Here is a 13,014-nt window from a genome sequence, read left to right as displayed (position 1 = left end):
TTCGCCGTTACGGAACAGGTTCAACGCTTCTGCCGAACGATCTGCTCCTGCTCGACCTCGTCGGAGGACGCGGCTGCGGTGTCTTCGCTGCCGGCCTTCGAACCGCTCTGGTCCGAGCTGGCGAAGTTCTGGGTGAACTCGGCCAGGACGCTCTTCAGCTCTTCGGTCGTGTCGTCGTCGAGCTTCAGCGTCTCACGGATGGTCGTGAAGATACCGGTCTTGCGCTCGATGTGATCGTGCAGTTCGGACTCGAAGCGGAGCACGTCGTCGACAGGGATCTCGTCGAGGTAGCCGTTGGTTCCGGCGAAGATCGACACGGTCTGCTTCTCGAACGGCATCGGGGCGTACTGACCCTGCTTGAGCAGTTCGGTCAGACGCGCGCCACGGGCCAGATCGCGCTTGGTCGCGTCGTCGAGATCGGATGCGAACATCGCGAAGGCTTCGAGCGAACGGTACTGGGCCAGCGAGATCTTCAGCGTGCCCGAAACTCCCTTGAGAGCCTTCGTCTGAGCGGCACCACCGACTCGAGACACGGACACACCGACGTCGACAGCGGGACGCTGACCGGCGTTGAACAGATCGGACTGCAGGAAGATCTGGCCGTCGGTGATCGAGATGACGTTGGTCGGAATGAACGCACCGACGTCATTGGCCTTCGTCTCGATGATCGGCAGACCGGTCATCGAACCGCCGCCGAGCTCATCAGAGAGCTTCGCACAGCGTTCCAGCAGACGCGAGTGCAGGTAGAAGACGTCGCCGGGGTAGGCTTCACGGCCCGGCGGACGACGCAGAAGCAGGGACACGGCGCGGTAGGCCTCAGCCTGCTTCGACAGGTCGTCGAACACGATGAGGACGTGCTTGCCGTCGTACATCCAGTGCTGGCCGATAGCGGATCCGGAGTAAGGAGCCAGGTACTTGAAGCCTGCAGGGTCCGAGGCAGGCGAAGACACGATGGTCGTGTACTCGAGCGCTCCGGCCTCTTCCAGCGAACGGCGAACGCCGGCGATGGTCGAGCCCTTCTGACCGACGGCCACGTAGATGCAGCGGACCTGCTTCTTCGGGTCTCCGGTCTCCCAGTTGGCCTTCTGGTTGATGATCGTGTCGATCGCCAGAGCGGTCTTACCGGTCTTGCGGTCACCGATGACCAGCTGACGCTGGCCACGGCCAACGGGGATCATCGCGTCGATGCTCTTGTAACCGGTCTGGAGAGGCTCACGCACTTCCTGGCGGTCCATGACGCCGGCGGCCTGGAGCTCGAGCTCACGGCGGCCGACGGTCTCGATATCGCCGAGTCCGTCGACGGGACGACCCAACGGATCGACGACACGGCCGAGGTAGCCGTCGCCGACCGGAATCGAGAGGACCTCGCCGGTGCGGTACACGTTCTGCTCTTCGGCGATTCCGGAGAACTCACCGAGGATGACGACGCCGATCTCGCGTTCGTCAAGGTTCTGTGCCAGGCCCAGCGTGCCGTCTTCGAACCGCAGGAGTTCGTTGGCCATGGTGCCGGGCAGGCCCGAAACGTGAGCGATACCGTCACCAGCGGTGACGACCTTGCCGACCTCGGTCTTTTCCGAGCTCTCCGGGTTGTACGAATCAACGAACTTCCCGAGAGCGTCCCGGATCTCTTCCGGGCGAATTGTCAGTTCCGCCATCTGGTTTCCCTGCTTCCTTTACTCAAATCTTGCGTCCGACGACCGGTGGGCCGCCGATGCCGGAGAAGCCGGCCACTAGTGTCAACCTGCGAGCTTGCGCTGCACATCGGCCAGTCGATCGGCCACGGTCGAGTTCATCATCTCGTCGCCGACCTGCACCCGGACTCCCCCGAGAACATCGGGGTCGACCTGGACATTGAGGACGAGTTCGCGACCATAGCTGGCCGACAATGCCGCCTGCAGCCTATCGGTCTGCGACTCGCTCAGAGGTCTGGCGACGGTGACGTCCGCAACCGACCGCTGCTGGCGGGCGGCGAGGATATCGCTGTACTGGTCGAGCGCCTTCGCCACGCGGAGTCCGCGCGGGTGCAGAGCTGCCTGTTCGACCAGCTTGATGGTGTCTGGCTGTGCCTTGCCGGTAAGCAGGTCGGAGACGAGAGCACGCTTGCTCTCATCGGTGGCCTGCGAGTCAAGCGCGCGGGACAGCTCGTGGTTGGATTCAAGCAGACGCGCGAAGCGGAAGATCTCCTCTTCGACCTGTCCCAGCTTCCCGTCGGCCTGTGCGGCAGCAGCGATCGCTGTCACACCGGCGACTTCGAGGCTGGTGACGAGGTCCTGGGTCCGCGCCCAACGATGACCGACGGCCTTGTCGCTGATACGCAGAACCGCATCCGTGATCCGAGTCGAGAACAGAGTCCGCAGCAGCTGCTGCTTCCTCTCGGCCGACTCGGAGGAGTCTGCCAGAGCCTTGCGCAGTCCGACATTCTCGGCGAGGACGCCGACGAGTGCCAGAGTCTCCTCACCGATCTGTCGGGGGTCTCCCCCGGAGATCTCGGAATTCGCGGTCTCGAGGACGGCCTGCAGGGACAATCTGCTCGACTGGAGCATCACGCCCCCTTGACCGGCTGCGCGGACGAGTTGGACTCGAGATCGGAGATGAAGCGATCAACCACATTGGCCGAACGCTGGTCATCGAGGAGTGATTCACCGACGATGCGCGATGCCAGGTCCGTGGCAAGAGTGCCGACCTCGGAACGCAGCTGCACCATGGCGGACTGACGTTCGGCGTCGATCTGGGTCTGTGCCTGAGCGATGATGCGATCAGCCTCGGAGTGAGCCTGGGCCTTCATGTCGGCGATGATCTGGGCGCCTTCTTCCTGAGCCTCGGCGCGCAGTCGTGCAGCTTCGGCACGACCGTCGGCGAGCTGCTTCTGATACTCGGCCAGAGCCTGATCGGCTTCGGCCTGCACCTTCTCGGCCTTCTCAATTCCACCCTGGATGCGCTCAGCGCGCTCGTCGAGGGTCTTGTTGAAGGCGGGAAGGACGTACTTCCAGACAACCAGGAAGACGATCAGCAGACAGACGGCACTCCAGACGATGTCGTACAGCGCCGGGAGAAGCGGGTTCTCCGCGGAGGCGACGATGTTTACCGGAGTCATCTTTCAGTCCTCTTCGAGATCAGGGCAGGAAGAACGGGGTGGCGATACCGATGAGGGCCAGGGCCTCGATCAGAGCGATACCGAGGAACATGTTTCCGCGCAGGGCGCCGGCCATTTCGGGCTGACGGGCGGTTCCCTCGATGGTCTTGCCGATGACGATGCCGACACCGACACCGGGGCCGATTGCGGCGAGGCCGTAGCCGATGGTGCTGAGGCTACCGGTGATCTCAACTGCAGCGAGCGTATCCATAGGATGCTTTTCCTTTCATATGGCAGCCGGGTGGTTGGCCCGGCTTTGTAACACTAGGGGGTTACAGACTGGGTGCGATCTCAGTGTTCGTCCGAGATCGCGGCATTGATGTACACACAGGACAGAAGAGCGAAGATGTAGGCCTGCAGCACGACGATGAGCATCTCGAGAATGAAGACGAACATGCCGCCGGCGAAGGTGACGATGCCGAAGAACTGGAATCCGTTGGCGGCGTCGAAGAGGAAGAAGCTCGTAGCGGAGAAGCAGAGGACGAGCAGGAGGTGGCCGACCATCATGTTCGCGAAGAGTCGGATCGCCAGAGTGAACGGCTGGGTGACGAACTTGGTGATGAACTCGATCGGGATGAGCAGGATGTGCATCACCGGCGGGACGCCGGGCAGGATGAGCGAATCCTTCAGGTAGCGGCCGAGGCCCTTCTCCGCGATGCCGGCCCAGTGGTAGGTCACATAGACCACGAGGGTCAGCACGATCGGCATACCGATGACGCCGGTTCCCGGCATATTGAGGAACGGAATGAGCTTCGTGACGTTCCAGAAGAGGATACCGAAGAAGATCGCCACAATGAGCGGCATGAACTTCTTGGCTTTCTCCTTGCCCATCGTGTCTTCGGCGATGCCGACGGTCACGAATTCCATGGCGAGCTCCATGCTCGACTGGAAGCGGGACGGGATGAGCTTCATGCGCTTGGCCCAGACGGCCAGCAGCACAACGACGGCGACGGTGGCGATGATGCGGATGAGCATCACGCGGTTCATTTCGAACGGTGTGCCCTCAAAGAGGAACGAGGCTGGAAAGAATTCAGCCATCGACGGTGCGTGGAAGCCGCCTTCTGCAGCACTGACTGTTGTGTTCGCGGCGTTGAGTGTTCCCACGTTTTTACTACTCTCCCATGGTCAAGGGCCCTGATGGCCTGGCCTTGGCCCCGCACTGAAGGCGAGGCTTGAGGTTCAGGAGCGACAAAGGGCGAAGATCCGCCCAAGCACCGGGTCTACTCTACCAACTGTAGAGAGTGACCGACAAATTCATCAGGCTTCTCTGTGCAATTTCTGTCAACGATTTTATACGACACGTCATTCGTCTTGCGCCTCGCCCTACGACGCGTCTCAAATGGGAGCGAGGATTGGTCTCCCCGACTAATTCGCCTCCGGATCGACATAGGGAACCCGTCCCTTGACCACGGTGATCGCCTCGACGAGCGAGGAGCCGATCACTGCGACGACGATCGTGAAGAAGGCGACCGTTCCGTCGAGCCAGGTGGCGTCCTTGATGCGCCAGATGACGATCATGAAGATGAAGGCCTTGAAGAGGAAACCGATGCCGAGGAACCCGGCGATCGCGGTCAGCCCCATGTTCCGTCCGACGTACATGACGACGAGGGTGATGATGATGAAGACCGCGGCCAGTCCCCCGCCGACGGCCCCGCCGACGAATCCCGTCATCCCCGAGACCAGCCAGCCGATGCCCATGCCGAGGGCCGCGACGACAAGGACGAGGATGATGCCCCGGATGAGCAGCGTCCTCCAGACGCGGGTCCAAGCTGCTTCGACTTCGGTCTCTCGGCGCGGTATCGGATCGGTCACGAGATTTCCTCTCTGGCTTTCTGACGCATGCGAAGGGGATAGAAGGTGAAGATCAGGGTGATGGCAGCGAGGCCGCCGATGACGCAGGCCGAGAACAGCCAGCCCTTGAACAGGAGCAGCACCGATCCGAAGGCGATGAGCGCCGTCCAGGTATAGAGGATGAGCACCGCACGCGCGTGTGAATGTCCCAGACGCAGCATCCGGTGGTGGAGGTGTTTGGCATCGGCGGAGAACGGAGACTGTCCGGCACGCAGCCTGCGCACCACGGCCAGTCCGAGGTCGAGCAGCGGCAGGAACATCACGGCCACAGGCAGGATGATCGGCATGAATGTGGCGAACGCTCGCTCTTGGCCGATCAGCGCCGGGTCGACCTGGCCGGTGACCCTGATCGTCGAGGCGGCGAGCAGCAGGCCGATGAGCATCGACCCGGAGTCGCCCATGAAGATCCTCGCCGGATTGAAATTGTGCGGGAGGAAACCGAGGCAGGCGCCGACGAGGATCGCGATGATGAGCGAGGCGAGGTTCGCATACGACTCCGGTGAAGCGTCACGAGCGAGCCAGTAGGAGTAGATGAAGAAGGCGCTGCCGCCGATGGCGACGACGCCCGCGGCGAGACCGTCGAGTCCGTCGACGAAGTTCACCGCGTTGATCGTCACGAGGACGACGAGGACCGTGACGATGATCGACATCCGCGGGGAGCCGATGATGACTCCGCCGAAGGGAATCGACAGCAGCGCCACTCCCTTGATCGCCATGAAGCCTGCGGCGAGAGCCTGACCGGCGAGCTTCGCCATCCAGTGGAGGTCCCAGATGTCGTCGATGACTCCGAGCAGACACAGCAGGCCGGCGGCTCCGGCGATTCCGATGATCGGGCCCAATTCGACGAAGATCCGATTGAGGAAGGGCATCTGAGAGGCGAAGATGAGGCCTGCCAGAAGCCCGCCGAACATCGCGACTCCGCCCAGCCTCGGCGTCGGAACGGAATGGACGTCGCGGTCACGCAGCGGTGAGAAGATCTTTCCTCGTTCGGCCACCCGCTTGACCATTGGAGTCAGCAGGTACGCCACGAGGGCGGAGACGACGAGGATGAAGAGGTAGGCGCGCACTCAGCCGTCCAGGTCGATGAGTTCGGGGACGATTTCGCGCAGGTCCTCGGCGGTGATCGGACCGCGGCGCAGGATGCGGGGCACGTCGCCGCTGAGGTCGATGATCGTCGAGGACAGCCCCGACTCCCGCACTCCCCCGTCGACGTAGATGTCGACATCGTCGCCGAGCATCTCCTGCGCTTCGTCGGCGGTCCTGGCGGCGGGCTGTCCGGAGATGTTCGCACTCGACACGGCCAGAGGCCCGGTGCGGCCGAGCAGGGCCAGCGCCGACTCGTCGTCGGGCATGCGCACGGCCACGGTTCCGTGGGTATCGCCGAGGTCCCAGTCGAGGGAGGGCTGAGCGTTCGCGATGATCGTCAGCGGTCCGGGCCAGAATTTCGCGGTCAGTGCCAGCACGGTCTCATCGACCCCGTCGACGAGCCCGAAGATGGTCTCCGCGCGTGGGACGAGAACCGGAGGCGGCATGTCCCGTCCCCGGCCCTTGGCCGCCAGCAGAGCCGCAACGGCCGATGCGCTGAAGGCATCGGCGGCGATCCCGTAGACCGTATCGGTGGGGATGACGAGCAGGTTGCCTGTGTCGACGACTCGCGCGCACTCGTCGAAGACGAGTTCACGGATCTCTTCTTGGCTGACGTCGAATCGTCTCGACACGAGTTCTCCGTTTCGAATGTTCGGGTTGTGGTTTCGGTACTGGGCAGTACGCGGCGGGAATTCGTCTCCGAGATCCCCTACGCCTCACGGCGCGCCACTGTATAGCGGTCGCGTCCAGTGTAGTCATGGAATGTGGCGGCATGTCTCAGACTGGCCGTGGCCTCCAGGAGTTCCCGTGCCCCTTCGCCCTGTTCCTCGCTGTGTTCCATGAGGAAGAGTCCGCCTGATCTCAGCAGCTGCTCGGCTTGACTGATGATGAGTCCCGGAATCTCCAAACCCGAATCCCCGCCGTAGAGCGCGGCCGCGGGATCGTGTTCGGCGACCTCCGGGTCCCGCGGCACGGCGGAATCGGGAACATAGGGCGGGTTCGTCACCACGATGTCGGCACGCCCGCACAGATCCGGCCGAGCCTTCGTGATCGTCGTCGCATCACCGGAGATGAACTCGACCGTCGACTCGCCGAGGCGGCACTGCTCGAGGTTCTTCAGTGACCATTCCAGGGCCGCGGATTCGCGTTCGACGCCGAGGACGTCGACGCAGTCGAATTCGGTGGCAACGGAGAGGGAGATCGCTCCCGAACCGGAGCACAGGTCGATGACGAAGGGACGCCGAGCCTTGTCGTTCTCCGTCGTCGAGTCAGTTTCGGCGAGTTCGGACAGTTCGCTCAGAACGGCTCCGGCGAGCAGCTCCGTCTCCGGTCGGGGCACGAAGACTCCGGGGCCCACCTGCAGCTGCAGATGCCGGAAGTGGGCGATGCCGGTGAGATGCTGCAGCGGCGTCCGCCGCCTCCGCTGGTCACAGAGTTCGGCGAATCGAGTGCTCACCGACTCCGGCACGGGTTCGTCGAAGAGACGGCGGCGGCTCAGCGATGCCCTGTCGATCGACCATGCGTGGGCGAGCAGTTCGAGCGCATCGGCTTCGGGACTCGCTATGCCTGCTTCGGTGAGGAGCGTGGTCGCCCCGCGAAGGAGGTCGGAGACGAGAGTCGGCCTGACAGTGTCCAGGTCAGTCCCCCAGTGCGTCGAGGCGTGCGGCCTTGTCGGCGTCTCGGCAGGATCCGATGACCGGGTCGAGATCGCCGGCGAGCACCTGATCGAGATTGTAGGCCTTGTATCCGGTGCGGTGATCGGTGATCCGGTTCTCCGGAAAATTGTAGGTGCGGATGCGTTCCGAGCGATCAACGGTGCGCACCTGCGAACGACGGATGTCGGCAGCTTCCGCTGCCGCCTCTTCGGCCTGCTTGGCCAAGATCCGAGCACGGAGCATGCGCATCGCTGCGTCTTTGTTCTGCAGCTGGGACTTCTCGTTCTGGCAGCTCGCTGTGATTCCGGTCGGCAGGTGCGTGATGCGCACAGCGGAGTCCGTGGTGTTCACGGACTGGCCGCCGGGTCCGGACGAGCGGTAGACGTCGATGCGCAGATCGTGTTCGTCCAACTGGATCTCTTCGGGTTCATCGACCTCGGGGAAGACGAGCACACCGGCCGCGGAGGTGTGGATGCGTCCCTGCGATTCGGTGACCGGCACCCTTTGGACACGGTGCACTCCGCCTTCGAACTTCACCCAGCCGTAGGCGCCGTCGTTCTTCGCCTTGACGGCCATGGTGACGTCCTTGTATCCGCCGAGATCCGAGTGGGTGGCGTCGAGGATCTGGCTCGACCAGCCGCGCGAGTCGATCCACCGCTGGTACATCCGCAGCAGGTCACCGGCGAACAGTGCGGATTCGTCCCCGCCTTCGCCGGCTTTGATCTCGATGATGGCGTCTCGGGAGTCATCCGGGTCGCTGGGTACCAGGAGATCTTTGAGCTCACCCTCGGCCGTCTCCATCTCTGCGGACAGACGCTTGGCCTCCGCAGCGAAGTCGGCGTCGTCCTCGGCCAGCTCCACGGCGGCTGCGTGGTCGGCTTCGAGTTGGGCGAAGTGCCGGGCGGCCGCGGCGACCTTGTCGAGTTCCGCGTACCGCCTGGTCAGCTTCTTGGCCCGGCCGGCGTCAACGTGGACCGCGGGGTCGGAGAGTTCCTCCTGCACCCGGGCGTGCTCATCGAGCAGTGCGCTGACGCTGGCCGTGAGGGTGTCGTCGACCATCTCAGCTGTTGTCGGTCGACGACTTCGGCAGCGGGGTCGTCTTCTGCACCTGCATGAGGAACTCGACGTTCGAGCCGGTCTCCTTGAGCTTCGACATGAGCAGCTCGACAGCCTGCTGCTGCTCGAGGCCCGAGAGCAGTCGGCGCAGCTGCCACATGACCTTCGTCTCTTCCTTGGTCATGAGCATCTCTTCGCGGCGGGTGCTCGAGGAGTTGACGTCGATGGCCGGGAAGATGCGCTTGTCGGCAAGCTGACGGCTCAGACGCAGCTCCATGTTGCCGGTGCCCTTGAACTCTTCGAAGATGACTTCGTCCATCTTGGAGCCGGTCTCGACGAGAGCCGTGGCGAGGATGGTCAGCGAGCCGCCGCCTTCGATGTTGCGTGCAGCACCGAAGAACTTCTTCGGCGGGTAGAGCGCATTGGCGTCGACACCGCCGGAGAGGATCCGACCGGATGCAGGCTGAGCGATGTTGTAGGCACGTCCCAGGCGCGTGATGTTGTCGAGCAGCACGACGACATCGGAACCCATCTCGACGAGACGCTTGGCGCGTTCGATGGCGAGTTCGGCGATCGTGGTGTGGTCGTCGGCCGGACGGTCGAAGGTCGAGGCGATGACTTCGCCCTTGACCGCACGCTGCATGTCCGTGACTTCCTCGGGACGTTCGTCGACGAGGACGACCATGAGGTGCGCTTCGGGGTTGTTCTCCGTGATCGCGTTGGCGATCTGCTGCATGATCGTCGTCTTGCCGGCCTTCGGAGGCGCAACGATGAGTCCGCGCTGGCCCTTGCCGATGGGGGTGATGAGATCGATGAGACGAGTCGAGTGCAGCTTCGAGGTGGTCTCGAGGCGCAGTCGATCCTGGGGGTAGAGCGGAGTCAGCTTCGAGAACTCGACACGGCTGCGGGCATCGTCGACGGTGAGCCCGTTGACGGAATCGAGGCGGACGAGAGCATCGAACTTCTCGCGCTTGTTGTTCCGCTGTTCGTTCTCACGCGGCTGACGGATCGCACCGGCGACAGCGTCGCCCTTGCGCAGACCGTTCTTGCGCACCATGGACGCCGAAAGGTACACGTCGTTCGGTCCCGGCAGGTAGCCGGAGGTGCGGAGGAAGGCGTAGTTGTCGTGGACGTCGAGGATGCCGCCGACAGGGATGAGCACATCGTCGTTGCGGATGTCCGGCTCGTCGTTGCCGCGGCCGCGGCGCTTCCGGTCACGACCCCGTCCGCGGCGGTTGTTGCCGCGATCGTCATCGTCGTTGCTGCGGTTGCGACGATCGTTGCGATCGTTGTTGCCGCCCCGGTCGTTGCGGTGGCCGCGATCGTTGCCGCCGTCCCGGTCGTTGTTGCCCCGGCCGTTGCCGCCGCCCCGGTCATTGCCGCCTCGGTTGTCGTCGGAACGGTCGTTGTTCCGGCTGCGACGGTCGTTGTCGCGCCCGCCGCGGTGGTCACGGTCGGAGCGGTCCTGGTCGCCGGAGCGATCCTGGCCGCCGTGGTCGGCCGCTTCCTCACCGCTGCTGTCGCGGCCCTCGGTCTGGGACTCGGAGCCCCGGGAGCGAGAACGGCTGCGGCGGGAACGCTGACGATCCTGGTCGCCGCTGTTCTCCTCGGAGGGTGCTCCTCCCGATTGATCCGCACCGGACTCGTTCGCCGTCGAAGACGACGAGGACTCGGAGTTCGGCTCGATGATGAGCGCCGGAGCGTCCTCGGACGCGGAAGCGACAGAGCGACGCGAGGAGCGACGATTCGTCGACTCCTGCTTCTTCTCGTCCTGCTTCTCCGCGGGCTTCTCGGTCTTGGCGGCCGGTTCTGCGGCGGGCTTCTTCTCGGTGGGGGCGGATTTCTTCTCAGCGGATCCGCCCGAGTGGCTGTTGATGGCGTCGATCAGTTCGCTCTTGCGAAGGCGACGGTAACCCTTGATTCCCAGCCCGGCAGCCATTTCCTGGAGCTGAGGCAGCCGCAGCGCTGTGAGGCTGCCTGTGCGCGGGGTGGAATCCTGAGTGGTGGTTTCAGACACGAAGGTCCTTCTCCCTCTTTCGGCCGTGCGGCATGTGCCGTTTGCTCACGGCGACGGAAACACCATTGACGGTGCGTTGTGAAAGAAAACCTGCTAAAGAATGAGCAGGAGATGTTCCAGAATGTATGACATCGGCGACGGACCTGTGAAGAACAGCGGGAAGCCGTGCCCTGTCGGAACACCCACAGTCTACTTGTTCGGAGACGATCTGGCGAATCGTTTCCTCAGATTTCTCGGCTCACCCGGTAACCACCCAGGTCAATCGCGGTGCGCTGAGCGACGAAGCCTTCCGGCACGAGGGCGTCGGGAACCGCCTCGGCGAGGACGAGCACCGTCGGTCCGGCGCCGGAGACGACGGCCGGGAGACCCTCGGCGCGCAGTGCGTCGACCAGCGCCATCGACTCCGGATAGGCGCCGCGACGGAATTCCTGATGGAGCTGGTCGCGGGTGGCTTCGAAGAGCACCTGGGAGTCATTGCTCATCCCGTGGACGAGCAGGCCCGCCCGAGCCGAATTATCGGCCGCGATCGCGTGATCGATGCCGGCGGGAATGAGTCCACGGGCGACCTCGGTGTCAAGGCGGAACGAGGGCACGAGCACGGTGACCGCCTCGACGGTGCGCACCGGCACCTGCCACGACTTCACTGGCTCCGACAGAGAGACGGTGAGTCCGCCGAAGATCGCGGGGGCGGCGTTGTCCGGATGCCCCTCGACGGCGGTGGCGATCTCGAGGATCCGGTCCCGGCTCAGCTCGACTCCGGTCGACCAGGCTCCGAGCTCCGCTGCGAGGGCGATGCCGGCCACGACGGCCGCGGCCGAGGAGCCCAATCCACGCGAATGAGGGATCCGGTTGTCGCACTCCAGCGACAGACGCTGCCTCAACTCCGCCGCGACGGCGGGAAACTCCGAGTCGAGCACCTCACCGATGATGCGCATGATCAGGTGCGAGCCGTCCCGGGGCAGCACCTCGGCGCCCTCCCCCGTGACCTCGACGCATCGGTGAGGATCGACCGCTGCGTCGTGGACGGTGACGATGAGGGTGTCGACGATGTCGAGGGCCAGCCCGTACGAGTCGTAGCCGGGCCCCAGATTCGCCGAGGTGGCCGGGACCTCGAGTCGGACGCGCACCCTCAGCTGTCCTCGAGTCCCAGGGCGCGTGCGGCGCTGACGGCGTCGACGGAGACCCGCTTGGTCTCGATATCGGACCCGTCGGCGGTGTGCAGGGCCCAGCTGGGGTCCTTGAGTCCGTGACCGGTCACGGTGACCGCGATCGTCGCATCGGCAGGGACCCGACCGGCGTCGGCCATCTTCAGCAGACCCGCCACCGAGGCGGCCGAACCGGGTTCGACGAAGATGCCCTCTTCGCTGGACAGGATCTTATGGGCGGCGAGGATCTCGTCGTCGGTGACCGAATCGATGAGACCGCCCGAGTCGTCACGCGCCGCTTCGGCCTGCGTCCAGCTGGCGGGGTTGCCGATGCGGATGGCGGTCGCCACCGTGTCCGGTTCGTCGACGGGGTGGCCGAGCACCAGCGGTGCGGCACCGGCGGCCTGGAAGCCCCACATCTGCGGCAGCTGCTTGGAGATCCCGTGTTCGCGGTATTCGTTGTAGCCCTTCCAGTACGCCGTGATGTTGCCGGCGTTGCCGACGGGCAGAACATGGATGTCGGGAGCGTCGCCGAGGACGTCGACGACTTCGAAAGCCGCGGTCTTCTGACCTTCGATGCGATCGGGATTGACCGAGTTGACGAGGTGGACCGGGTAGGACTCCGAGAGCTTACGGCACAACGTCAGGCAGTCGTCGAAGTTTCCGTCGACTTCGAGCAGGGTCGCTCCGTGGGCGATGGCCTGGCTCATCTTCCCCGGCGCGATCTTGCCGGTGGGCACGAGCACAGCGCAGGTCAGTCCGGCCTTCGTGGCATAGGCGGCGGCAGAGGCCGAGGTGTTGCCCGTCGAGGCGCAGATGACGGCCTTGGCACCGTGGGCCACAGCCTTGGTGATCGCCATTGTCATACCGCGGTCTTTGAACGACGCAGTCGGATTGAGGCCCTCGTACTTCACCCACACCTGGGCACCGGTGCGTGCGCTGAGCTTCTCCGCCCTGATCAGCGGGGTCCCGCCCTCACCGAGTGTGACGGCAGGAGTGTCAGCGGAGATGTCGAGGAGGCTGCGGTATTCCTCGACGACGCCCTGCCACTGGTGTCTGGGGTAGTTCATA

General features: G+C 64.2%; 13 protein-coding genes. All 13 read right to left on the bottom strand.

The genetic code is table 11. From position 1 onward, the window contains the following. Positions 1 to 20: 20 nt before the first annotated feature. The 13 genes from atpA to thrC all read right to left on the bottom strand — a co-directional run bounded on the left by atpA (position 21) and on the right by thrC (position 13,013). A complete protein-coding gene (gene atpA, locus HK108_RS02080) occupies positions 21 to 1,655 on the bottom strand; it encodes a F0F1 ATP synthase subunit alpha (RefSeq protein ID WP_139907924.1) in 1,635 nt (544 codons plus the stop codon). 81 nt (positions 1,656 to 1,736) lie between these two features. After that, positions 1,737 to 2,543 (bottom strand): F0F1 ATP synthase subunit delta, encoded by an 807-nt coding sequence (locus tag HK108_RS02075; protein ID WP_139907922.1) that lies wholly within the window; start codon positions 2,541 to 2,543, stop codon positions 1,737 to 1,739. Beyond that, positions 2,543 to 3,094 carry a F0F1 ATP synthase subunit B gene (locus HK108_RS02070; RefSeq protein ID WP_181270445.1) on the bottom strand — a complete coding sequence of 184 codons (552 nt, stop codon included), beginning with the start codon at positions 3,092 to 3,094 and terminating at the stop codon, positions 2,543 to 2,545. Before HK108_RS02070 ends, HK108_RS02075 begins: the two co-directional genes overlap by 1 nt. Positions 3,095 to 3,113: 19 nt before the next feature. Beyond that, the gene (atpE, locus tag HK108_RS02065) at positions 3,114 to 3,344 is read right to left on the bottom strand and encodes a F0F1 ATP synthase subunit C (protein WP_139907920.1); all 231 of its coding nucleotides are present in this window, start codon (positions 3,342 to 3,344) and stop codon (positions 3,114 to 3,116) included. Positions 3,345 to 3,424: 80 nt separating this feature from the next. Then, positions 3,425 to 4,171, bottom strand: a complete 747-nt coding sequence (gene atpB / locus HK108_RS02060; protein ID WP_181270444.1) for a F0F1 ATP synthase subunit A — start codon at positions 4,169 to 4,171, stop codon at positions 3,425 to 3,427. A 327-nt stretch (positions 4,172 to 4,498) separates the two neighbouring features. Beyond that, a complete protein-coding gene (locus tag HK108_RS02055; protein WP_181270443.1) occupies positions 4,499 to 4,945 on the bottom strand; it encodes a Cg1360 family ATP-synthase-associated protein in 447 nt (148 codons plus the stop codon). Further along, entirely contained in the window at positions 4,942 to 6,051 is a 1,110-nt protein-coding gene (locus HK108_RS02050; protein WP_181270442.1) for an MraY family glycosyltransferase, read from the bottom strand. Before HK108_RS02050 ends, HK108_RS02055 begins: the two co-directional genes overlap by 4 nt. After that, complete coding sequence (locus HK108_RS02045; RefSeq protein ID WP_139466979.1) at positions 6,052 to 6,702, bottom strand: L-threonylcarbamoyladenylate synthase; 651 nt, start codon at positions 6,700 to 6,702, stop codon at positions 6,052 to 6,054. A 77-nt stretch (positions 6,703 to 6,779) separates the two neighbouring features. Next, positions 6,780 to 7,706: a peptide chain release factor N(5)-glutamine methyltransferase gene (gene prmC / locus HK108_RS02040; RefSeq protein ID WP_139909757.1), complete on the bottom strand. Its 927-nt coding sequence runs from the start codon at positions 7,704 to 7,706 to the stop codon at positions 6,780 to 6,782. 1 nt (position 7,707) lies between these two features. Then, a complete protein-coding gene (gene prfA, locus HK108_RS02035; RefSeq protein WP_181270441.1) occupies positions 7,708 to 8,784 on the bottom strand; it encodes a peptide chain release factor 1 in 1,077 nt (358 codons plus the stop codon). Between the two features lies 1 nt (position 8,785). Beyond that, positions 8,786 to 10,798: a transcription termination factor Rho gene (gene rho, locus HK108_RS02030; RefSeq protein WP_139907912.1), complete on the bottom strand. Its 2,013-nt coding sequence runs from the start codon at positions 10,796 to 10,798 to the stop codon at positions 8,786 to 8,788. Between the two features lie 224 nt (positions 10,799 to 11,022). Then, positions 11,023 to 11,925, bottom strand: coding sequence for a homoserine kinase (thrB, locus tag HK108_RS02025; protein ID WP_139907909.1), 903 nt, complete (start codon positions 11,923 to 11,925; stop codon positions 11,023 to 11,025). A gap of 2 nt (positions 11,926 to 11,927) precedes the next feature. Next, the gene (gene thrC / locus HK108_RS02020; RefSeq protein ID WP_139907907.1) at positions 11,928 to 13,013 is read right to left on the bottom strand and encodes a threonine synthase; all 1,086 of its coding nucleotides are present in this window, start codon (positions 13,011 to 13,013) and stop codon (positions 11,928 to 11,930) included. Position 13,014: the final 1 nt, after the last annotated feature.

The sequence above is a fragment of the Brevibacterium sediminis genome, from assembly GCF_013623905.1.
In the GTDB taxonomy this organism is placed as follows: domain Bacteria; phylum Actinomycetota; class Actinomycetes; order Actinomycetales; family Brevibacteriaceae; genus Brevibacterium; species Brevibacterium sediminis.
Note: the sequence above shows the minus strand (reverse complement) of the source record. Positions and strands in the feature narration are given on the sequence as shown.

Bases quoted from the DNA above. Each gene is read 5' to 3' on its own strand.
- atpA (WP_139907924.1), bottom strand. From the start codon at position 1,655: ATGGCGGAACTGACAATTCGCCCGGAAGAGATCCGGGACGCTCTCGGG.
- HK108_RS02075 (WP_139907922.1), bottom strand. From the start codon at position 2,543: ATGCTCCAGTCGAGCAGATTGTCCCTGCAGGCCGTCCTCGAGACCGCG.
- HK108_RS02070 (WP_181270445.1), bottom strand. From the start codon at position 3,094: ATGACTCCGGTAAACATCGTCGCCTCCGCGGAGAACCCGCTTCTCCCG.
- atpE (WP_139907920.1), bottom strand. From the start codon at position 3,344: ATGGATACGCTCGCTGCAGTTGAGATCACCGGTAGCCTCAGCACCATC.
- atpB (WP_181270444.1), bottom strand. From the start codon at position 4,171: ATGGCTGAATTCTTTCCAGCCTCGTTCCTCTTTGAGGGCACACCGTTC.
- prfA (WP_181270441.1), bottom strand. From the start codon at position 8,784: ATGGTCGACGACACCCTCACGGCCAGCGTCAGCGCACTGCTCGATGAG.
- thrC (WP_139907907.1), bottom strand. From the start codon at position 13,013: ATGAACTACCCCAGACACCAGTGGCAGGGCGTCGTCGAGGAATACCGC.